Raw genomic sequence first — 20598 nt, 5'->3', positions numbered from 1 at the left:
TGCAACAAAACTTAACATTTTAAGTGACCAGTAGCTCTGGCTGCCAATCAAAGCTCCAATGCACTATCGAGCAGCGACGACTGAGTTCCAGTTGCAAATATCGCAATTTGTCTAATAGCTTCTTCCCAAAGTATTCAGGTATCTCCACCAGCTCTAAAATTAAATAGGCAATTAAAACCATATAAATCTGATTTACCACCCCGTTCAAACTCTTTGTAATCAACTTGTCTAATGATAAATGCATCTTCAGAAATTTCCATAGGTTCTCAATCGCCCACCGCTGCCGATATAACTCACTCACTTCCTCATCACTCAGCTCCTTTAGATTTGTCGCTATACGAAACTCCCTTTGATTCTCGTCAAAAAATTGAACCACGCGATATCTCTCATGATTGAGCTTCATTCTCATGTTATTCTTGATACGTACAACAAATGAGCACTTCCTCTCACGCAGTCGCTCTAACAATTGCCAGCTCGCAAACCCTTTATCCATGATTACAACAGCATTTGTAATCCCTGCATGATTCAAGCGATAAAATAAGGCTCTCATACTGGTTAACCCTTGGTCGAGAACGTAGGTCAACCAGATTTTGAAGAACAATTGAGAGTTCAGCACGGGGTAGTCACAGGGGCTGAGCTGATTGAGAATGGACTTGACAAGAGTTGCAAAAGATGCCATAGTAAGTTGACTGTTTTTCTTTTTTTAAGGGAAGAATATGACATTTCTTCCCTTTTTTCTAGCCTCTCAAACTATCTTTCAACACTTCTGGTAAAAGCGGTGAGATCCTCCAACCTTTTTGAAAAGGCCTATACTGTGCTTCTCGCTGTTGATCAGGGTGACTTGATCAGATTAGCGTTGCCAGCGGTTGAGAAACTGCCTAATGGGAGATGGAGGGATTGAGATCACCACTGGTGGAAATTCCCTCACTGTGAAAGCCATTGGTCGTTTCCCCTTGGAGTCGTTGATGATGCTGGTGAATCAGTTGAATGGTGCGGCTGATTTCCGCTGGAAAGATCACCACTAGGGAGCCTTGGGGGGCGCGATCGAGGGCAAATTGAATCGCTGCTACCTCGTCATGGATGATGTCGTATTGGCGTTGGACACTGTGGTGATGTACTCCCCGCTCAATCCAATAGGCGGCATCGCCGCGCGGCCGGCCACGGGTATCGTCATCTTCTTTAATGATGATCCAATCAAAGATTTTCGCCGAGAGTTCACCCAGTTGTTCTAAGTCTTGATCACGGCGATCGCCCGGTCCGCCAACGACACCAATGCGCTGCCCTGGCCATTTTTGGACAAATTCACCAATGGCCTCATACCCTGCTGGATTGTGGGCATAGTCCACCAAGACACTAAATTGCCCCAAATCAAAGAGGTTCATCCGCCCGGGGGTTTGCTCCACTGAGGTTCGGAAGCTGGTCAAGGCAGCGCGAATATGCTCAATACTGATGCCTTGGGCAAAGGCGGCTAGACTGGCAGCGAGGGCATTGGCAATCATAAAGCCGGCTCGACCGCCAAGGGTAATGGGCACATTTTCTGCCTGCTCAATCCGTAGCGTCCAGTCCCCTTTCAAAATCGAGAGATAGCCATTTTCATAAACGGCGGCGAGACCCCCCTGCTGAATGTGCTGCCGAATAATCGGATTGTGGGGATTCATCGAGAAATAGGCCACTTGGGCTTTGACTTGGCGTGCCATTCCCGCCACGAGGGAATCATCGGCATTCAAGACAGCATAGCCATTCGGCCAAGCGGATTCCACCACCACGGCCTTTAAGTCCGCCAACTGTTCAACGGTGTCAATATCACCAAGGCCAAGATGGTCAGCCTGCACATTTAGCACCACCCCGACATCACAGTGGTCAAAGCCCAAGCCGGAGCGGAGAATACCACCGCGCGCTGTTTCTAGGACAGCAATCTCAACTGTGGGGTCTTGCAGGATCAGTTGGGCACTTTGAGGCCCGGTGGTGTCCCCTTTTTCCACCAGATAATCGCCAATATAGATGCCGTCTGTGGTGGTGTAGCCAACGGTTTGCCCCGTTTGTTTGCAGATATGGGCAATGAGGCGGGTGGTGGTGGTTTTACCGTTGGTGCCCGTAATCGCAAAGATTGGGATGCGGCAGGGCGTTCCCGGTGGAAAGAGCATATTCAACACCGGTTCGGCGACATTGCGGGCAATCCCTTGGCTGGGGTTTGTGTGCATGCGAAAGCCGGGAGCAGCATTGACCTCGACAATCACACCGCCAACTTTAGGCAGGGGCTGACTAATATCGGGGCTGACAACATCAATCCCCGCAATATCGAGGCCAATGATCTGAGCCGCCCGCTGGCAAATCCAAACATTTTCCGGGTGAATTTCATCGGTGCGATCAACGGCAATGCCACCGGTACTCAGGTTCGCCGTGGCGCGTAGATAACAAATTTCCCCCGGTTGCAAGACAGTATTTAGGGTATAGCCCTGCTTTTCCAAGAGTGTCCATGTGTCGTGATTCACCTCAATGCGAGTGAGGATATTATCGTGACCGTCTCCCCGCTGCGGGTCTTGGTTAGTTTTCTCAATGAGTTCTTCGATGGTGGAGCGGCCATCGCCAATGACATGGGCTGGCACCCGTTCAGCAACGGCGACTACTTTGCCATTGACCACTAGAACCCGAAAGTCGCGACCCGCATGGTAGCGTTCCACAATCACTGATTTGGAGACACTGCTGGCAATTTCAAAGGCTTCTTCGGCCTCTTCTAGGCTGTTGATGTCAATCGTAATCCCCCGACCGTGGTTGCCGTTGAGGGGCTTAATGACAATCGGGTAGCCGCCGATGTCTTCAATGGCTTCAGGGAGGTCTTCAATGTAGCGGACGACGGTTCCCTTGGGCACAGGAATTCCGGCATCCTGAAGCAGTCGCTTTGCCCCTTCTTTGTCCCCTGCGAGTTCCACGGCCAAGATGCCACTGCGATCGCTCAAGGTGGCTTGGATGCGATGACTGCGGGCACCATAACCCAATTGAATGATCGAGCGACTGCTCAACTCAAACCAAGGAATATTACGGGCTTCCGCCTCGCGGACAATCGCTTCCGTACTTGGGCCTAGGGAGGCTTTGGCTTTTAACTCGCGGAGATCGGCGAGATCCTGATCCAGTTCGCGCTGGGGATAGGTGCCCGTATCAATAATGCTTTGACAGAGTCGTACTGCTGCGCGGCCGGCATAGCGACCCGCTTCTTCCACTTGGTATTCATAGACGACTTGATACACCCCCGGCGTTGAGGTCTCCCGCGTGCGGCCAAAACCAACGGGCATCCCTGCTAGTTCTTGGAGTTCGAGGGCGACATGCTCAACCACATGACCGAGGTAGGTGCCTTCCCTTAGGCGGGTGAGAAAGCCCCCCTCATGGCCAAGGGAACAAAAATGATTGTAGAGACTGGGTAAAACCCGCACCAACCCATCCACAAAGCCGGGAATCTGATTGGAGGGGGTGTTGGCCACCTCTTCTAGATCTAAACGCATGACAATCAGCTTATGACGCCGAATGCTCCAATAATTAGGACCCCGCAGCGTTTGTAATTTGAGAATTTTCATAGAAGAGTGGCTTTTTTAAGGACAGCTTACCATTTTTAGTTTTGAGGCGAGTGACGCAATAAACTGTATCTTAAGCAACACTTTCCTGAAAACTTAATTTAGGGGAGGCAAAATACATTTGTGCTGCACTTGATGGGTGCGGAGGTTATAGCAGTCACCATCACTGAGGATGTGCAGGCGCAAGTTGTAGATACTCAAGGGTTCGTTAACATCCACATGGGCATAGCTCGTGTAGCTGACATCCCGAGGATCAACAATGGTGACAGAACCACGACCAAGAACCCGCAGCATACCATCAGCTTCAAACATGGCACAGGTATCTTCATCAATGCCGACTCCCAGCTTGTCGGGGTGAGCAGAAATGGCGCTGATCAGGCGCGCGAGGCGATTGCGATTGTGGAAATGCTGATCCACTAAAACATCGGGAAGAATACCCAAGCCTGTGGCCAAATCGACTAAGGAGCGGTTTGGAGCTTCATTGCTGCCCCCACTGGCAATCATGCACTCACCCATGACAGCGGCACCGGCACTCGTGCCCCCAAGAATTGATTTGCCTTCCCAGACTTGATGACGCAATTGGTAGAGGAGGGGGGTTTCATCCAGCAGCGCCGACAAACGCAGTTGATCGCCCCCGGACATAAAAATGCCAGTACAGCGACTCAAGCGAGCTAGCATCTCTTCCTGTTCGGCATCAGCGCGATCGCCCACCAATAGAACGTCCACTTCGCGCACGCCAATTTCGCGGAAAATATCGTGGTAGAGTCGCCCCATGGCATCGGGTTCACGGGAAGCAGAGGGAATGACGCCAATGACAGCATCTAGGCCGCCAGCACGTTGGCAGAAGGTGGTGAGAATTTGTCGCCCACGTACTTTGTCTTCCGCTCCCCCGATCGCCATCACTAAACCTTTGTGACCAGAATGTTGATTGGTCGTTTTGGAAATGGGGTCTAATTGCAACATAGGGCTACGGTGAATGAAACGGTCAATCGGCAGACAGAATCGATGCATTTGGCAAGGGCGATGCCAATACCCCCCTATTGACACGGGGATTCTATACAGCATAATGCCAGATTAGGGAAATTTTTTAAGTTTTGGTCAAGATTTGCACAAACGCTTGATGTTCGGGGGTGGCAATTCCCTGTTGGAGTACCTGCAAAACCATACCCAGATCATGGGCCAGTAATGCCTCAGGGGTGAGCCAAAGGCCGGGGAATTGGCGACTGCGAATGATGCCCTCAGCATCAGCAGTGAGGGGCTGGTATTCCCCTGCTTCAAGGGAGAACCAGTGGATTTGGCGATCGTAGGTACACCACACAAGATATTCCTGAACGCCATTGCGGCGGTACACCCTGAGCTTATCGTGCAGGTCGTAGGCGGCACTGCTGGCGGCAATTTCAACTACAAGTTCCGGTGCCCCCTCGATATAACCATCCTCACTAATGCGAGAGTTGCCCCCGCTGTCAAGGCGGAGCACAGCATCGGGCTGCGGTTCATTATCGCCATCCAAGCGAACCGTCGGATTGTCATAGACGAGAGCCCCCGGCGTAACTGCTTTGTAAAAACCGAGCCAAGCCATGATCTCGGCATGGGGCTGACTGTGACTGACACGAACGGGAGAAGCCACGTAAACAATTCCCTCAATCAGTTCTGCTTTTTTCAGGTGGGGCATGGCTGCATAGCGGCGCTCAAATTCGTCCCGTGTCAGGCGATCGCCATTTTCAAGGGGCGGCAGAGAATACTTTAGTGTCATGGCTCTCTCTCCTCAGAACCTCTCTATCGCTGCTGGCGAGCCACAAACGCTTGATGTTCAGGGGTGGCAATTCCCTGTTGGAGTACCTGCAAAACCGTACCCAGATCATGGGTCAGTAATGCCTCAGGGGCAAGCCAGAGTCCGGGAAATTGACGACTGCGAATTATCCTCTCAGCATCGGCAGCAAGTGGTTGGTATTCCCCCGCTTCAAGGGAGAACCAGTGGATTTGGCGATCGTAGGTACACCACACAAGATATTCCTGAACGCCATTGCGGCGGTACACCCTGAGCTTATCGTGCAGGTCGTAGGCGGCACTGCTGGCGGCAATTTCAACTACAAGTTCCGGTGCCCCCTCGATATAACCATCCTCACTAATGCGAGAGTTGCCCCCGCTTTCAAGGCGGAGCACAGCATCGGGCTGCGGTTCATTATCGCCATCCAAGCGAACCGTCGGATTGTCATAGCAACCTAGCCCCGGTGTTGCAGCACTGTAGAACCATAACCATCCCATAATTGAGCCATGGGAGCGACTATGATCGATACTCACGGGAGACCCCATGAATACAACTCCTTCAATCAGTTCTGCTTTCTTCAGGTGGGGCATGGCTGTATAGCGGCGCTCAAATTCCGCTCGTGTCAAGCGATCGCCATTTTCAAGGGGGGGTAGAGAATACTTTAGTGTCATGGCTCTCTCTCCTCAGAATCTCTCTATCGCTGCTGGCGAGCCACAAACGCTTGATGTTCAGGGGTGGCAATTCCCTGTTGGAGCACTCGCAAGACAGTACCCAGATCATGGGCGAGTAATGCCTCAGGGGCGAGCCAGAGTCCAGGAAATTGGCGACTGCGGATGATGCCCTCAGCATCAGCAGTGAGGGGCTGGTATTCCCCTGCTTCAAGGGAGAACCAGTGGATTTGGCGATCGTAGGTACACCAGACAAGATATTCCTGAACGCCATTGCGGCGGTACACCCTGAGCTTATCGTGCAGGTCGTAGGCAGCACTGCTGGCGGCAATTTCAACTACGAGTTCTGGCGCGCCCTCAATATAGTCATCAGCAGTAATTCGCGATCGCCCCCCGTGGCTGAGGCGTAAAATGGCATCGGGTTGCGGTTCATTATCGGCATCTAGGCGAATAGTCGGAGCATCTGCCGCTTCAACCCCCGGTGTGGCTGCACAGTAGGTGCCCAGCCAAGTGATTAGGAATAGGTGAGGTTGACCGTGACTGCGGTAGCGTAGGGGAGAAGCCACGTAAACAATTCCCTCAATCAGTTCTGCTTTTTTCAGGTGGGGCATAGCCGCGTAGCGACGCTCAAATTCGTCCCGCGTCAGGCGATCGCCATTTTCAAGGGGCGGCAGTTGCACTGGGTGTTCAATTGTCATGGCAGGCTGTTGAGGATCCGCGTGCTGCCTTTATTGTAGTTGGTGCATTCTGCGGCTATATTGTCGCTGCTTGATTTGGGCAAGGGGGGCAACAAAAGCCGTGTTGGGAATGCTGTCTAGGGTGGCGATCGCCCGCTGCCACAAGGTCTTAGCCACTGATGATTGTTGTGCTTTAGCGGCAAGCGTCGCCTGCTCCGCCAGTTTGAGAGCCGCTTGATATTGACCTTCAGCAGCTTGTTCAAAGGCCAGCCGTTGTTGCACCCAAGACAGAGCTGCCTGTTGCTCCCGTAGGGTGGCCGCTAGGTACTCCCGTTCGGCGATCGCCCATGGGGGTGTAGTCTTTAGCTCTTTTTCTAAAACTTGAATGCGGGTCTCTAGTTGCAGAATCAACTGCTGAAGCTGCGCCGTTTCTTGAATCGTCAGCCAAGAAGGGGGTTCTGGTAGACTCGTTGGCTCTTGAGCGGCAATCAACTCAGGAACAGTAACAAATTGATAGCCCTTAGCTCGCAGTTCGGCAATGATTCTGGGCAAGGCTGCAACCGTTGCTCGCCGAGAGCCACCCCCATCATGGAGCAGAACAATGGCACCGGCATGCGCCTGCTGGACAACTGTGTTGACAATGCGATCGCTCGTTTGGCGAGGTAACCAATCCTGTGGATCTACTGACCACATTACCACACCGTAGCCCTGTTGGCTGGCGCGACTCACCAGACCATTATGGAGACTTCCCCCCGGTGGTCGAAAGAGCTTGATATTTGCCTCAGTGATGTCTTCTATCAATTGTTGGCTTTGATCCACCTCGTGCTGGGCAGCCGCAGGATTAAAGTAATGGTAGCCGTGGCTCCAAGAGTGGTTGGCCAAGACATGACCTTCCCTAACAATGCGCTGCGCTAATTTTGGGCGCGCTGCAACGGCTCTGGCAATGGCAAAAAATGTCGCTTTGACCTTTTCTTGGGCAAGAATGTCGAGCACTTGGGGCGTGTAGGTCGGATCAGGGCCATCATCAAAGGTCAGTGCCACCAACTTTTGCTCAGGGGGTAACGCAACCCGATTAAACACATGGCCACGAAAGGCCTCAGGGGGTGAGTAGTGGTGCCACAGGGGTGGGCGGGCGGGAGTCAAAATGGGCGCAGCATTAAGAATGACCGATCGCACTTGTTCAACGGTGGGTTCGGGTGCTGCTGCCAACCAAACACTGGGAGACTGCCATTGGCCGACGGCTCCTAAACCAAAGATTCCTAAGACACTGGCCGCTAAAGCTAAGGGTTCAAGCTGGCGATCGCGAACTGTTGTGGGTGTGGGGGTTGCAACCGGCCGAGGCCGCAGACGTACTCCCCATGCAGGGCGCTGCCCCCCCAACTGTCGCCCATAGACATCAATGGATTGGGGTAGGACAGGACTTAAAAAAGCAACCAAGACATCAAGGCAGGTGCGTTGATCGGGAATTTGCTCTGCCTCTAGGAGAATTTTCCAGCCTTCGGCGGAGTGAGCGACACGCACATAGGTGGCCTGCGGCGCAAGGCGGCGCGCTAATTCACGGGCGATCGCCTGAGGTGAAATCTCCCTGACCGTTGACTCCAGCGATGCCACCATAACTGCGCTCCTAGAGCGAGAACGAATAACTACTAGCCCTAGGGTAGCGATCGATTCACAACCACACCTTACCTCTTAGACCACATTCTCAAGCGGACTTGACGCAGCGATCAACCAAAGCGACCACTCACGTAATCGGCAGTCTTCTGTTCCACTGGCTTCGTGAAGATGGACATGGTTTCGTTGTACTCAACGATTTCGCCCAAATACATAAAGGCGGTGAACTGGGAAATACGAATCGCCTGCTGCATGTTATGGGTCACAATCAGAATCGTCACTTGCTCCTTGAGTTCGCTAATCAGGTTCTCAATACTGACCGTGGCAATCGGATCCAATGCCGATGTTGGCTCGTCAAAGAGAATAATCTCTGGATCAGTGGCTAGGGCACGGGCAATACAGAGCCGCTGCTGCTGACCGCCCGACAGAGACGTGCCCGGTTCCTTCTGACGATCTTTGACCTCATCCCACAGGGCAGCACGACGGAGCGATCGCTCCACCACCTCATCGAGGATCGCACGGTTATTGATGCCGCGCACCCGCAATCCATAGGCAACGTTTTCGTAAATCGACTTGGGGAAAGGATTGGGCTTTTGGAAGACCATGCCAATCTGCATCCGCACTTCGATTGGATCCATTTGCAGGAGGTTACGCGGTTGCTCATCCCCCAACCAAATTTCCCCCTCGTAGCGATTGCCGGGATACAGATCATGCATGCGGTTAAAGCAACGCAGCAACGTGGTCTTGCCACAACCTGAAGGCCCAATCAGTGCCGTAACTTTCTTTTCATAGACCGGCAAGTTGATGTTTTTCAGAGCCTGCTTGCCACCGTAGTAAAAGTTCAAGTCCCGAACTTCTGCCAGCTTTTTCAGTGGCTCGTTCTCGGTAGCCACGACCCAATCTGTAGGTTTTACCATTTGATACTCTTCCTAAAACGATAGCGTAGATAAATAGCTGTTGCATTCACCGCCAGCGTCAACACCAGTAGGACAATCCCAGCCGCTGCAGCATTCACTTGAAAGGCCTCTTGAGGACGGGAAACCCAGTTAAACATCTGAATCGGCAGCACCGTAAAGGGAGACCAAATCCACTTAAAGGAAATGTAGGGAAACTCGCTTTGAATCGGTGGATCTGGCAAGAACGTGATAAACGTCAAAGCACCAATCGTGATCAGGGGCGCCGTCTCACCAATCGCACGGGAAATACCCACAATGATCCCCGTGAGGATCCCCCCCATCGAGTAGGGCAGCACATGATCGGCAATTACTTGCCAGCGACTCGAACCAACCGCATAGGCCGCCTCCCGAATGCCTTGGGGAATGGCGCGCAAGGACTCGCGGGTGGTCACAATCACCACGGGTAAAATCAGCAGTGCCAGTGTAAACCCAGCTGTGAGAATGCTCTCACCCCAGTTGAGGATATAGACAAAGAAACCGAGAGCCAGCAGACCATAGATAATCGAGGGCACGCCTGCTAGGTTCGTGATATTGACCTCAATGAAATCCAACAGCCAGTTTTTGGGAGCATATTCTTCGAGGTAAATGCCCGCCGCAATCCCCAAAGGAATGGCCACGAACGCCGTTACAAGAATGACCAACAAACTCCCCACCCATGCCGTGAGGATGCCTGCCTCTTCTGGATCGCTACTGGGGGGCGAAGTGAAGAATTTCCAGTTAAGCATTGGCAGGCCGCGCAGAAAAAGGTCAGAGACCAAAAAAATCAGTGTTAAGAGCGCTACAGCTAGGGAAAACCACCCTAGAACAATGAAAAAACGTTCCCAACGGGTGCGAGAGCGAATGGAGGCAGCGATGGCGATGGGGTTGCGGAGGTTACTCAAAAGCGGGTGCTGGCTAGGCATAGCTAGTACACCTCACGATAGCGACGACTAAAGAAGTACCCCGCCACATTGAGAATCAGTGTGGCAAAAAACAGCATGATCCCAGCGGCAAAAATAGATTGATATTCCAATGAGCCATGGGGGAGATCCCCTAAACTGACCGAGACAATGAAGGCGGTAGTTGTGGAGGCTCCTTCTAAGGGATTAAAGGTGAATTTGGGCTGTAACCCAGCGGCCACGGCCACAATCATTGTTTCGCCAATTGCCCGTGCCAGCCCCAGAATATAGGCGGCCATAATGCCAGAGATAGCAGCCGGCATGAGAACCTTGATTGCTGTTTGCAAACGCGTTGCCCCCATTGCATAGGATCCCTCCCGCAGTTGCAAAGGAACAGCTTGGAGGGCATCTTCTGTCAAACTGGCAATATAGGGCAGCACCATTAGTCCCACCACAATACCTGCCCCCAACATGTTAAAACCAGGCAGCTCAAAATATTCCCAAGGTTCCTTGCCAGGATTAAAAAATTGCTGAACGCCAAGAATGATTTTCTGGAGAAAGGGAGTGACCACCAAAAGGGCAAAGTAGCCGTAAACAACCGTGGGGATACCCGCCAAGATTTCAAGGATAGGCTTGAGGATCTCCCGCATTTTGGCGGGTGCAAACTCACTCAGATAGATGGCCGCAATCGTGCCAAGGGGAATAGCCACGCAACTGGCCACAAAGCAGGTCGTGAAGGTTCCAGAGAGCAAGGGTAAGATGCCGATTCCAATAGGCTCAATCAGAGGTGACCAGTCCGTACTCGTAAAGAACTCCACCAACGCTTCAAAGAGGGACTCTTGATGCAGCTCCATCACCTTTTCAAAGAAGATCACTGTTTCGGTAAACAGGATATAGATGATGACAAGCGTGGTCACGACCGATGAGATTGCTGCCAAAAATAGAATGCTAGCAATGATCCGCTCCCGCCAAATCCTCACAGTGCGGGATGGCAAGGCGACGGGGAGCTTCGTTGAGTAGGGTAGGGGCTGTTCTACCATGGGTATTATTCCAGCAAGCAAAAATCTTTTAGTTGGAATTTATCTTTTGAGAGAATCAACGACTGAGGTTGACAAAATGGGAAAAAAGGGTGGAGGGCTGATACCTCACACCCTTCATTAAATCAAAATATCAATCTATTGGGGTTGCATCCTCAGCAGTTGGTTGATCGTCAAGCCAATAGCCTCTTTGCCCCCAAAGATCGTACCCACACGGTTGCGGTTGAAGTTAGCCAGAATCGTGCGGTAGGCACTAGTCGGCAGAGGCACATATTTCACCTTTTTCACCATGGCTGGGGCATTATTGAGGTAGTAGGTGACAAACTGCCGTACTTCAGGCCGCTGCGCTGACCTAGCGTTGACGTAGATAAAGATGGGACGGGAGAGGGGCTGGTATGTCCCATTCAGCACGTTTTGCTCGGAAGGTGGAACAGGGCCTTTGCCGTTGTCAATGGCAACCGCTTTGAGCCGATTGCGGTTTTCCGCATAGTAGGCAAAACCAAAGTATCCAAGCGCACCGCGATCGCGAGTGATACCTTGGACTAGCACATTATCATCCTCGCTGGCGGTGAAATCCTTGCGACTGACTTTTGATTTACCATTGATGGCCTCTGTGAAATAGTCAAAGGTTCCAGAGTCGGCACCTGGCCCAAAGAGTTTCAAAGGAATATTGGGGAAACCTTGGCGCACTTGGCTCCAGTTATTGATTTTAGAATCGGGTTCCCAAATCCGCTTCAATTCAGCAACCGTTAAGCTTGTTGCCCAAGTATTTTGGGGATGAACCACTACCGTGAGAGCATCGTAGGCCACTGGCAGTTCAATAAAGTTGATGCCAGCAGCGCGGCAGTCAGCAATTTCCTTGGCCAAAATGGGGCGTGAGGCGTTGGAAATATCCGTTTCACCGCGGCAGAACTTCTTGAAGCCACCGCCTGTACCAGACACACCGACGGTTACACGGACTTTGCCCCCTTGGGCTTTTTGGAAGGCTTCAGCGACAGCTTCGGTAATGGGGAAAACGGTGCTGGAGCCATCAATGCGAATCGTAGGTGTCCCTTGGGATAAAGCAGCAGGAATCAGGCTACCCGACAGAGCCGCGACCGCGGCGACGACACCAAAACGAGCATAGCTCTTTACAGATGTGAACATAGTAATCTCTCCTAGCGGAGTAAACAGCGTTTCCCAAAGACTTGAACCCTTGGGGTCTTGGCTTGACGGCTGCCAAGAGGTTGCAGGCAGGCGAACCGATCAAACTACCCTTCCGTCAGAATACGCAACGTTTCTAGGGGATAGGTTAAACCAAGGGAAAGATTTGGTTAAAATTCCTACCCAATGTTAGGGATTAGCCATATTGTTGAGGTGGGTTCCATACCCGCTGGTTCAGTGTCAGGGAAATCGCCAAGGGCTGTTTGCAATGCTGTCATTTGTTTCTAAAACCTATCGGTGGCAGGGCTTTCCCTGCACTTATCGTCTCAGTGGTGAAGAAGGGCATACCCCCATTGTTTTTGTCCATCCAGTGGGGGTTGGCCTCTCTGGGCGGTTCTGGGATCGCTGTGTGAGCCATTGGCAGTCCCAAGGGGAAGGTTACTCATTCTACATTCCTGACTTGCTCGGCTGTGGCCAGAGTGCCCTACCCCACATTGCCTATTACCCCGAAGATTGGGCGGCTCAGTTACAGGTCTTTATCGCCTCTGAGATTCGCCAAGCGGTGATTCTCGTTGTCCAAGGGGCATTGTTTCCCGTAGCGATGGAGCTAGTCTACCTTGATCCCCAAGTAGTCAGGGCAATGATCCTCAGTGGCCCCCCCGCCGCCGCTTTGGTGTCTGAAAACACTGATCCCACATGGCAAAGGGTGCGCTGGAATCTTTTTGATTCTCCCTTGGGTTGGGGCTTTTATCTCTATGCCCGCCAAGAAAGTTTCCTGCGGCAGTTTTCAATCAATCAGCTTTTTGCCAAGCCTGAGGATGTGGATGATGAGTGGCTAAAGATGCTGGCCGCTGGTTGTGCTGACCTTGAGAGTCGCCATGGGGTGTATTCATTCCTGTCGGGTTTTTGGCGGCGGGACTATCGTCAGAAAATGCAGCAGACTGGGCAGCCAGTGTTTGTGGTGATGGGAGACCAAGCCTCTAGTATCAGTCGGGAGGGTGGGGCTGAATCCCCTGCAAAACGGTTGCAATTTTATACCAAGACATTTCCCAATGCTGAGGGAGTTGTGATTGCGGGGCGCAATGTCCTGCCCTATGAGTCAGCCCCTGCTTTTGTGGAGGCGTGTCAAGGGTTTCTGCGTGCTCAGGGTCTCTAAAGCCAACCTCTGAGTTTGTAAACGAGCAGACCTTGGTATTCCCGTAGGGCGATCGTGGTGATGTCCACGTTGGAGGGATTGGGGATCAGGCTGAGCAGCAAGTTTTGCCAGGTGGGCGATCGCGCGATCGACAGGTACCGATAGTCCGTCGGTGCCGGGATCACCTTCATTCCCAAACGGCGAAAAATGGCGACGGAGCGGGGCATGTGGTAGGCGGATGTCACCAGCAGCAGATTCCCCTGAATTTGATGCTGCTCAAGAAGCGCTTTGACATTCACGGCATTTTCATAGGTATTCAGTGCGGTGGTGTCCAGCAGCATCTTGTCCATCGGCACACCGCAGGTGGTGGCAATTTCCGCCATGTCTGCTGCTTCTCCCCGCTGAAAGGTTTCGCCGAGCCAGTCAATGCGACCCCCACTGAGGATGAGATAGGGGGCATAGCCTTGGCGAAAGAGGTGGGCACCGTAGAGGATGCGATCGCCCCCTTCCGTGACTTCTACCCAAGGCCTCGGCGCCGTTTGCGGGACAACCGCCCCACCGAGAACAACGATCGCGGCAGCTTTGGGCATGGGATCAGGGGGTAAATACTGTCGCTCTAGGGAAGCAATAAGCGCTGTTGCCACATAGTCATTGCCGCTCAGGAGTAAAATGCTCAGGGCAATCACGAGGGCGATCGCCGCCTGTTTGGGAGCACGCCAAAAGCGAACAATGGCAAAAATCAATGCCCAACAGGCCAAGGGCAATGGATACAGCAATGGCGGCAGTAATTTCGACAGCAGCAGATCCATAGTCTTAGCGAATGCGCTCCATCTGGATGCGGTAGCGCTCTTTCTTGGTAACTTGAATGTCTTGAATCCGTAATCGCCCTTTGCCGCGAATGGCAATGAGGTCATTCACCTTGAGCAGATACCGCGGTTGTTGCACCACTTGCCAGTTGACCCGCACCAGTCCTTGGCTAATCCAGTCGCTCATTTTACTGCGGGAGACGCCAAACCCGGCTGAGGCCACAGCATCCAAGCGCAATGATGCTTCGACGGTACTGAGGGATTTCCGTTGGGGGGGCGCTACGGCCAGTTCTGACCAGTCACAGAGATCGACGGTCACCGCTACAGTCCGCACTTGTTTTAAGTGTTCTTGTAAAGTAGGGACTTTTTCAGGGATGAGAATGACCTGTGCCCCCCGTTCCCCAAGGAGAATCACATCCCCATAATCGCCGTCATCGAGACCGGCATTGGCGATCGCTCGCTCAAAATCACTGTAGGTGGCGGGATCAAAGAGAAAGTTGCCTGTGATTCGCACCAAAGCAAGGGGCGGCTGTTGCTCTTCAAGACTAAGTTCAGTGGGGGCGATCGCCAGCCGACAGCGTTCCGCTTGCGGGTACCCCCCCCAGGCGAGACCATGAACATCGGCCCGTTGCTCAAGGGTGCGGAGTGCCTGCACCACCTGATCGGGGGACAAAAAGGGGGTATGCACCACCGACCAAGTTTTAATGGCTGTGTCAAGGGCGGTCCCTAGGTCAAACATTTAGACCTCAAGAAATTCCGGCAGTTCCAGCCACTGGGCTAAGTGGGCTTTCACCTGTTGGCAAAACTGGGGGCGATCGCCAAATTTCTCAGTGCGGATGGTTTTGCGCTGTGCATCCAATGTCCAGCCATAGTCACTGCTGAGGCGGATTTTCCCCTGCCAGTCGGCGATGGATAGCATGAGCTGTGGGGCGGGGCTATTGTCCACCCCCTTGACGCGAAAGACATAGTTAAAAGTGTTTTGCTTGCCGGCAGCAACCGTTGAGGCTTGACCAAACCGCTCCTGCAAGCGCGATCGCACCCGCTCCACAAATGCCGCATCGCCTAAATCTTCTAGGGTGCGCATGGCCAAGGTAAGGGCAAAATAAAACTCTTCGACAGGAATGAACTCCAGTTCCATGCAGCTTGCCAAGACTCTCTTCAAAATAGTACATTAGTAAGCTGTGTCTAAAATAGGGCAAGGCTATGCCAAAGCTAAAAACACGTCGTGCTGCTGCCAAACGATTTCGGACGACGGGCAGTGGTAAGTTTGTCCGCCGTAAGGCCAACAAAAATCACTTACTCGAACATAAGGGGAGCGATCGCAAGAATCGTCTTTCCCACAAGGCCCTCGTCGATCCACGGGATTTTGAGCGAGTATCGCTGATGCTGCCCTACGCTTAATTGATAAATTTTCAGTTTTTGATCAAGGGTGAAATTGAACTATGGCAAGGGTCAAACGGGGTAACGTTGCCCGCAAACGGCGTAAAAAAATTCTCAAGCTCGCCAAGGGCTATCGTGCGGGGCACTCCAAGCTCTTCCGCACCGCCAATCAGGTGGTCATGAAGGCACTGTGCAATGCCTATCGCGATCGGCGGCGGCGCAAACGGGACTTTCGGCGGCTCTGGATTGCGCGGATTAACGCTGCTGCGCGTCAACATGGCATGAGCTACAGTCAACTCATGGGCGCCCTGAAAAAAGCCGATATTCACCTCAATCGCAAGATGCTGGCTCAATTGGCGGTGTTGGATACGGACGCCTTTGCCACTGTCATTCAGACTGCTCGCGCTGTTTAGAACCTATTCTAGGCATGATCGCCACTTTCCAATCCCCCGGTGCCACCCTTGAGCTAGGGTTCATCACCCTACGATGGTACGGCCTACTCATTGCTGCCGCCGTCTTTATTGGCATTTGGCTGAGTCAGCGCTTGGCACGCCAGCGGCAGATTGATCCTGATCTGATTGCGGATCTGTCGATTTGGCTTGTGGTTGCCGCTATTCCCGCTGCACGGCTCTATTACGTCGCCTTTAACTGGGGCTTTTACCAAAAGCACTTAGATCAAGTGGTGCAAATTTGGAAAGGCGGCATTGCCATTCACGGTGCCATCCTCGGCGGTATGCTAGCGATGGCGATCTTTACGTACGTGCAGCGGCTTTCCTTTTGGCAAGTGGCGGATGTCATTGCCCCTTCACTAATTTTGGGACAGGCCATTGGACGCTGGGGCAATTTCTTTAACTCTGAGGCCTTTGGTGCCCCTACGGATTTGCCGTGGAAACTCTATATCCCCGCGCCGCAGCGTCCCCCGGCGCTAATCAACGAAGCCTATTACCACCCCACGTTTCTCTATGAGTCCCTTTGGAACCTAGGAGTCTTTGTTCTCCTGCTGTGGCTCTTTCGTCAACCTCGCTATCAAAAACCCGGCACCCTGCTTTTGGTCTATGCCATTGCCTACAGCTTGGGTCGCTTCTGGATTGAAGGACTGCGCATGGACAGCCTGATGTTGGGGCCGCTGCGAATTGCCCAAGTGGTTAGCTTGGTGGCGATCGCCCTAGGGGCTTGGGGACTCTTTCGCCTCTATTACCAAGGCAAACCGTTACCAGATTGGCAAACCGCCTAGGCAATAATTTCATCAGCAAAGCTCTGCCAGCGCACAAAGTGAAAGGGACCTGCCACGGAGCCCCAAACGTGCTCATCGGTTTCGGGATCCCGTCCGCGATCGTGGCTAATGAAGCGATCGCCATCAATTTCAAACGTGCTATCAAGATAGGTTTCCCGTCCTTTACGTACGACTTTACAGGCTTTGCCCGGCTCCACTTCACCGCGAAAGCTGTGCCCTGTCCAGTAGGTGAGCATATTGCAGCCACAGAGGAGTTCCAAATCATCGGCTGTCATCGCCTGAAGCCGCTGGCGATCGCGAGCTGCCCCAAAGAAGCGTTTTTCATCCTTGAGTATGTAATTTTTAATCACAATGTGATCATTGGCGGGCACCAGTTCTAAAACCCGTGTGCGGTAGGGAACACCTAGAAGATAGTCATAGGCCTGTTCCACATAAAGGGCAATGCCCTCTAGAAGACCACTGGGCAGAGGGCGCATACACACCCGAATATGGGCATAGAAGGGGGGATTCTCAAAGGCTTGGGCTTGGTTACTAAAATCCGCCGCCATCCAACGGCCAAGGGTCAGCACATCGGTTGCGTGTGTCATGCTCCACAATTGCCTTACAACAGTCCTTTTTTCACACTAGCGGATTGGTGCACCCAAAGCACTAAGTGATCCGTAATAACGCCTGAAGGAGTCCCTCAAGGGTATGCTCTGTGGCTTCAGTATCCACCCGTCCCAAGAGTTCGCGACAAGTTTGCGAGGTTTGCGGGCCAATACTGGCAATCTGCACATTCTGAAGTAACTCTGCCGCCTGCGCACCCACCAATTGGCAAAAGTGTTTCACCGTCTTAGAACTGGTAAACGTGACCATATCCACTTGACCCCCTTGCAGCGCCCCTAAGACTTGGGCATCAACGGTTTGGGGACAGCGGGAATCGTAGGCGGGCACCTCAACAACCTCAGCCCCAGCCGCTGTAAAGGTCTCTAGTAGCACGGGTCGCCCACCCTTTTCAACCCGTGGGAAGAGAAAACGCAACCCCGCTACAGGTTCTGGGAATTCTGCCACTAGGGCATCGGCGACAAATTCACTGGGGGTGAAGTCAGCCACTAAGCCGTAACTGCTGAGGGTTTGGGCGGTTTTTTCGCCAACAACAGCAATCTTGAGACCGGCGAGGGTACGACCATCCTTGCCATGATGCTGTAACCGTTCCATAAAAAAGCTAACGGCATTGTGGGACGTGAGAATGAGCCAGTCAAAGGTATTGAGTTGCGCCAAAGCCTGATCGAGGGGCTGCCAAGAACTGGGGGGAACGATTTCCAGTGTCGGCATTTCTAAAACGGTGGCACCGGCGGCTGTCAGTTGCTGCGTAAAGTCACTCGCTTGCACTGCTGCCCGGGTGACGAGAATGGTTTTGCCGTGGAGCGCAGACATGGCTGATGGGGAAATCTTCAAAAATTCAGGGAAGACCAGATCTAGACTAGCCAAAGGGTAGCGTTTTTGGGCGATCGCGCCAATGACAACGACCGCAGGAGCCATGTCTGGAAAGTCAGGCGTCTTCAGGTAACTCTCTAGGGTGCCAAACCAGAATTGTTGCTGGGGTTGCCCTGCCCAGTGCAGAATGGCCAATCCCTCAGCGGGCGATCGCCCCTGCCTCAGCAATTGCTCGGCAATATATCGCAGGGAACGGGTGGCCATCAAAAAAATCAGCGTCTCCATTTGGGCGATCGCTGCCCAAGGAAGGGTTTCTGGCGCATGCCCCGATAGAATCGCTACGGATTGACTCACGTCCTTTGCTGTAACACAGAGACCCGCCAATAAAGGTGCCGCTAGCGCTGAGGACGCCCCCGCAATCACTACAGCCTCTAAACCTGCCCCCAAGACAGCCTCAAGTTCCTGATGCAAACGGCCAAACAGTCCCGGATCGCCACTTTTGAGGCGGACAACCCGTTCATACTGCTGGCCGTAGTCCACTAAAAGGCGGTTGATTTCTGATTGGGGAACAGCCTCAGCCCCTGCCCGCTTGCCCACCGCGACTCGCAAACAATCGGGGGGTGTAAGGTCTAGGAGGTCTGGGGAAACAAGCGCATCGTAAAGAACCACCTGCGCCTGCTGTAGACAAACCCAAGCGGCCAAGGTGAGATAGCCAAGTGAACCTAGGCCTGCCCCCACAAAATAGATCGTCAACGCCTAGCCTTGGTTACGTTGCAGGAAGATCATTGGGTTGACCGCACCCCGCCCTGGGGGATGTATCTCAAAGTGAACGTGGGGGCCTGTGCTGCGACCGGTGCTGCCCATTTCAGCAATCTGCTGACCCTGCTCAACGTATTGGCCCACGCGCACCAAGTTGCGATGGTTATGGGCATAGAGCGTCAGGGTCCCATCGGCGTGGCGAATTTCCACCAAGTTGCCGAAACCACCAGAATTCCATTGGGAGTAGGTAACGACACCGGCGGCAGCAGCATAGATGGGCGTGCCAATGGGAGCAGCAATATCAATTCCGCGGTGCATCCGTCCCCAGCGCGGGCCAAAGCCAGAGGTCAACACACCACGCGCCGGCCAGATAAAGTTGGTGGTTAGGCTAGGTAGAAAGCGATCGGAGTTGGGCAGAGGGGGTAGGTCGAGATTACTGGGTAAAGAGGGAGCCACAATTGAGCGTGCCACCTTGACGGGCACAGGGGGGGCAATGGGCTGTACGGCGGCAGGTGTCGGTGCTGTTACTGTTGTTGTTTGCGGGCGATTTGCAACAGTGGGCTGGGGTAGCGCTGGGCGAGCAGGGGGTTGTTGGACTGAAACTAGGGCAGGGGTGGTATGCCGCCGCCGCTCAGCAGCACGCCCAAAGGGAACAGGCTCTAGGGTTGCAGTTGAGGTCGATGCGGCTGGAGAGTTCACAACTGCCACCCGCTGCGAGAGTTGAGTCGTTTCCCCCTCGGTGAACGGTGGTTCAACTGCCGTCGTGGTTTGCTCCAAAGAGCCACCCATCGCAAAGGGGGTATCAATGGCCAAGGAAGCAACAACAGAGGTGGTGGCCTGCGTCACCAGATCCGCCAAGCTATTGGTGCGAACCCGCCGATCCACCACTTTGAAGGTCGGTTCAGAAGGACGGCTGCGGTGCTCAAAGGTGGCAGAGGCAGATAGGGTCGGTGCAGGTGTGCTCAAGGGCAAGGGGGCAAACCTTACTTGGGGCCGGATGGTGCGTTGCCATGCCGCTTGGGTGACGCCCAAGAGTAACTCAGTTTTGTTGGCGGATAAAAGATTTTCAAATTCCGCAAGCGGGTCTTGGCTTTCAGTGCTGAAGAGGGAGGGGAGGTTAAGAGATTCGGGGCGAATGTCCTTTGAACCCAGATCGCGATCGCTCGCAAGAGTGGTCAGATCAAGGGCTTGCGTAGGCTGAATCAAAACAAAGGTGCCCAGCAGGGGCAGACAGGAACAAAGGGAGCGCAGCGAACGACCAAGCATAGCAGCAGACGCAAGGGGTGCATCCTGAGAGGCGGTAGGGGTACGACTATCGTTGCTCAAGGTAATCCTCCTCGCACACAAAATTGACAGTGATTCGACAAAGCGGTGAACCGAGAACACACATCATGAGCAATCGTCCAAGGTAGCCAGAGGCCACTCGCCGCATCTATGCCTAAAACTGTCCCAATCTGTTGTTTATGCAAAGGGTGTTTTGGCACCACGACGAAACTTCTAGGTGACTTTACCCAATCCACAACCAAATGACAAGCCACCCCCTTGCCTCGTCCTGCCCTCTCTG

At 53.2% G+C, this 20598-nt stretch carries 21 protein-coding genes; 4 read left to right on the top strand and 17 right to left on the bottom strand.

Annotation, left to right across the window (positions count from 1 at the left end):
• Positions 1-19: 19 nt before the first annotated feature.
• From QYC28_RS04270 to QYC28_RS04220, 11 genes are all read right to left on the bottom strand, one after another.
• Positions 20-679: a transposase gene (locus QYC28_RS04270; protein WP_399375210.1), complete on the bottom strand. Its 660-nt coding sequence runs from the start codon at positions 677-679 to the stop codon at positions 20-22.
• Positions 680-878: 199 nt separating this feature from the next.
• On the bottom strand, positions 879-3569 hold the full coding sequence (cphA, locus tag QYC28_RS04265; RefSeq protein WP_302679896.1) for a cyanophycin synthetase: 2691 nt from the start codon (positions 3567-3569) through the stop codon (positions 879-881).
• Between the two features lie 93 nt (positions 3570-3662).
• Positions 3663-4631, bottom strand: a complete 969-nt coding sequence (locus tag QYC28_RS04260; RefSeq protein ID WP_149818493.1) for a cyanophycinase — start codon at positions 4629-4631, stop codon at positions 3663-3665.
• Positions 4632-4653: 22 nt separating this feature from the next.
• Complete coding sequence (locus QYC28_RS04255; protein WP_149818491.1) at positions 4654-5319, bottom strand: Uma2 family endonuclease; 666 nt, start codon at positions 5317-5319, stop codon at positions 4654-4656.
• Between the two features lie 23 nt (positions 5320-5342).
• Positions 5343-6005, bottom strand: a complete 663-nt coding sequence (locus QYC28_RS04250; RefSeq protein WP_149818489.1) for a Uma2 family endonuclease — start codon at positions 6003-6005, stop codon at positions 5343-5345.
• A 23-nt stretch (positions 6006-6028) separates the two neighbouring features.
• Positions 6029-6700 (bottom strand): Uma2 family endonuclease, encoded by a 672-nt coding sequence (locus tag QYC28_RS04245; RefSeq protein ID WP_149818487.1) that lies wholly within the window; start codon positions 6698-6700, stop codon positions 6029-6031.
• 30 nt (positions 6701-6730) lie between these two features.
• Positions 6731-8293, bottom strand: a complete 1563-nt coding sequence (locus tag QYC28_RS04240) for a polysaccharide deacetylase family protein (RefSeq protein WP_302679895.1) — start codon at positions 8291-8293, stop codon at positions 6731-6733.
• 110 nt (positions 8294-8403) lie between these two features.
• Positions 8404-9207: a phosphate ABC transporter ATP-binding protein PstB gene (gene pstB, locus QYC28_RS04235; RefSeq protein WP_149818483.1), complete on the bottom strand. Its 804-nt coding sequence runs from the start codon at positions 9205-9207 to the stop codon at positions 8404-8406.
• A complete protein-coding gene (gene pstA / locus QYC28_RS04230) occupies positions 9201-10148 on the bottom strand; it encodes a phosphate ABC transporter permease PstA (protein WP_149818481.1) in 948 nt (315 codons plus the stop codon). The genes pstB and pstA overlap by 7 nt, the downstream gene beginning before the upstream one ends.
• 2 nt (positions 10149-10150) lie before the next feature.
• Positions 10151-11164, bottom strand: a complete 1014-nt coding sequence (gene pstC, locus QYC28_RS04225) for a phosphate ABC transporter permease subunit PstC (protein WP_310828903.1) — start codon at positions 11162-11164, stop codon at positions 10151-10153.
• Positions 11165-11299: 135 nt separating this feature from the next.
• Positions 11300-12307 (bottom strand): PstS family phosphate ABC transporter substrate-binding protein, encoded by a 1008-nt coding sequence (locus tag QYC28_RS04220; protein WP_302679894.1) that lies wholly within the window; start codon positions 12305-12307, stop codon positions 11300-11302.
• A 265-nt stretch (positions 12308-12572) separates the two neighbouring features.
• Between QYC28_RS04220 and QYC28_RS04215 the strand changes: the two genes are divergently transcribed.
• Positions 12573-13460: an alpha/beta fold hydrolase gene (locus QYC28_RS04215; protein ID WP_302679893.1), complete on the top strand. Its 888-nt coding sequence runs from the start codon at positions 12573-12575 to the stop codon at positions 13458-13460.
• Here QYC28_RS04215 and QYC28_RS04210 read toward each other — a convergent pair.
• From QYC28_RS04210 to QYC28_RS04200, 3 genes are read right to left on the bottom strand one after another with little or no spacing between them, the layout of a single operon-like run.
• The gene (locus QYC28_RS04210; RefSeq protein WP_149818473.1) at positions 13457-14248 is read right to left on the bottom strand and encodes a YdcF family protein; all 792 of its coding nucleotides are present in this window, start codon (positions 14246-14248) and stop codon (positions 13457-13459) included. The genes QYC28_RS04215 and QYC28_RS04210 overlap by 4 nt on opposite strands.
• Positions 14249-14252: 4 nt before the next feature.
• Positions 14253-14984: a photosystem II S4 domain protein gene (locus QYC28_RS04205; protein ID WP_149818471.1), complete on the bottom strand. Its 732-nt coding sequence runs from the start codon at positions 14982-14984 to the stop codon at positions 14253-14255.
• On the bottom strand, positions 14985-15383 hold the full coding sequence (locus QYC28_RS04200; protein ID WP_149818469.1) for a hypothetical protein: 399 nt from the start codon (positions 15381-15383) through the stop codon (positions 14985-14987).
• Between the two features lie 65 nt (positions 15384-15448).
• Between QYC28_RS04200 and rpmI the strand changes: the two genes are divergently transcribed.
• The 3 genes from rpmI to lgt are packed head-to-tail and all read left to right on the top strand — an operon-like array spanning position 15449 to position 16859.
• Positions 15449-15646 carry a 50S ribosomal protein L35 gene (gene rpmI, locus QYC28_RS04195; protein ID WP_149818467.1) on the top strand — a complete coding sequence of 66 codons (198 nt, stop codon included), beginning with the start codon at positions 15449-15451 and terminating at the stop codon, positions 15644-15646.
• Positions 15647-15687: 41 nt separating this feature from the next.
• Complete coding sequence (rplT, locus tag QYC28_RS04190; protein WP_286626737.1) at positions 15688-16038, top strand: 50S ribosomal protein L20; 351 nt, start codon at positions 15688-15690, stop codon at positions 16036-16038.
• A gap of 14 nt (positions 16039-16052) precedes the next feature.
• The gene (gene lgt, locus QYC28_RS04185) at positions 16053-16859 is read left to right on the top strand and encodes a prolipoprotein diacylglyceryl transferase (protein WP_149818461.1); all 807 of its coding nucleotides are present in this window, start codon (positions 16053-16055) and stop codon (positions 16857-16859) included.
• On the opposite strand, the gene QYC28_RS04180 is transcribed toward lgt, so the two are convergent.
• The 3 genes from QYC28_RS04180 to QYC28_RS13240 form a co-directional block, all read right to left on the bottom strand.
• Positions 16856-17446: a chromophore lyase CpcT/CpeT gene (locus QYC28_RS04180; RefSeq protein WP_149818459.1), complete on the bottom strand. Its 591-nt coding sequence runs from the start codon at positions 17444-17446 to the stop codon at positions 16856-16858. The genes lgt and QYC28_RS04180 overlap by 4 nt on opposite strands.
• Positions 17447-17507: 61 nt before the next feature.
• Positions 17508-19028 (bottom strand): uroporphyrinogen-III C-methyltransferase, encoded by a 1521-nt coding sequence (cobA, locus tag QYC28_RS04175; RefSeq protein ID WP_302679892.1) that lies wholly within the window; start codon positions 19026-19028, stop codon positions 17508-17510.
• A gap of 3 nt (positions 19029-19031) precedes the next feature.
• Positions 19032-20360 carry a M23 family metallopeptidase gene (locus QYC28_RS13240; RefSeq protein ID WP_302679891.1) on the bottom strand — a complete coding sequence of 443 codons (1329 nt, stop codon included), beginning with the start codon at positions 20358-20360 and terminating at the stop codon, positions 19032-19034.
• Between the last annotated feature and the right edge of the window lie 238 nt (positions 20361-20598).

The organism is Thermosynechococcus sp. HY596 (assembly GCF_030518715.1).
In the GTDB taxonomy this organism is placed as follows: Bacteria; Cyanobacteriota; Cyanobacteriia; order Thermosynechococcales; family Thermosynechococcaceae; genus Thermosynechococcus.
The sequence above is the reverse complement of the archived record's forward strand: the minus strand, read 5'-3'. Positions and strand labels throughout refer to the sequence as shown.

Coding starts and splice junctions, on each gene's coding strand:
- QYC28_RS04270 (WP_399375210.1), bottom strand. CDS start 679: ATGGCATCTTTTGCAACTCTTGTCAAGTCCATTCTCAATCAGCTCAGC.
- cphA (WP_302679896.1), bottom strand. CDS start 3,569: ATGAAAATTCTCAAATTACAAACGCTGCGGGGTCCTAATTATTGGAGC.
- QYC28_RS04260 (WP_149818493.1), bottom strand. CDS start 4,631: ATGCTGTATAGAATCCCCGTGTCAATAGGGGGGTATTGGCATCGCCCT.
- QYC28_RS04255 (WP_149818491.1), bottom strand. CDS start 5,319: ATGACACTAAAGTATTCTCTGCCGCCCCTTGAAAATGGCGATCGCCTG.
- QYC28_RS04250 (WP_149818489.1), bottom strand. CDS start 6,005: ATGACACTAAAGTATTCTCTACCCCCCCTTGAAAATGGCGATCGCTTG.
- QYC28_RS04245 (WP_149818487.1), bottom strand. CDS start 6,700: ATGACAATTGAACACCCAGTGCAACTGCCGCCCCTTGAAAATGGCGAT.
- QYC28_RS04240 (WP_302679895.1), bottom strand. CDS start 8,293: ATGGTGGCATCGCTGGAGTCAACGGTCAGGGAGATTTCACCTCAGGCG.
- pstB (WP_149818483.1), bottom strand. CDS start 9,207: ATGGTAAAACCTACAGATTGGGTCGTGGCTACCGAGAACGAGCCACTG.
- pstA (WP_149818481.1), bottom strand. CDS start 10,148: ATGCCTAGCCAGCACCCGCTTTTGAGTAACCTCCGCAACCCCATCGCC.
- pstC (WP_310828903.1), bottom strand. CDS start 11,164: ATGGTAGAACAGCCCCTACCCTACTCAACGAAGCTCCCCGTCGCCTTG.
- QYC28_RS04220 (WP_302679894.1), bottom strand. CDS start 12,307: ATGTTCACATCTGTAAAGAGCTATGCTCGTTTTGGTGTCGTCGCCGCG.
- QYC28_RS04215 (WP_302679893.1), top strand. CDS start 12,573: ATGCTGTCATTTGTTTCTAAAACCTATCGGTGGCAGGGCTTTCCCTGC.
- QYC28_RS04210 (WP_149818473.1), bottom strand. CDS start 14,248: ATGGATCTGCTGCTGTCGAAATTACTGCCGCCATTGCTGTATCCATTG.
- QYC28_RS04205 (WP_149818471.1), bottom strand. CDS start 14,984: ATGTTTGACCTAGGGACCGCCCTTGACACAGCCATTAAAACTTGGTCG.
- QYC28_RS04200 (WP_149818469.1), bottom strand. CDS start 15,383: ATGGAACTGGAGTTCATTCCTGTCGAAGAGTTTTATTTTGCCCTTACC.
- rpmI (WP_149818467.1), top strand. CDS start 15,449: ATGCCAAAGCTAAAAACACGTCGTGCTGCTGCCAAACGATTTCGGACG.
- rplT (WP_286626737.1), top strand. CDS start 15,688: ATGGCAAGGGTCAAACGGGGTAACGTTGCCCGCAAACGGCGTAAAAAA.
- lgt (WP_149818461.1), top strand. CDS start 16,053: ATGATCGCCACTTTCCAATCCCCCGGTGCCACCCTTGAGCTAGGGTTC.
- QYC28_RS04180 (WP_149818459.1), bottom strand. CDS start 17,446: ATGACACACGCAACCGATGTGCTGACCCTTGGCCGTTGGATGGCGGCG.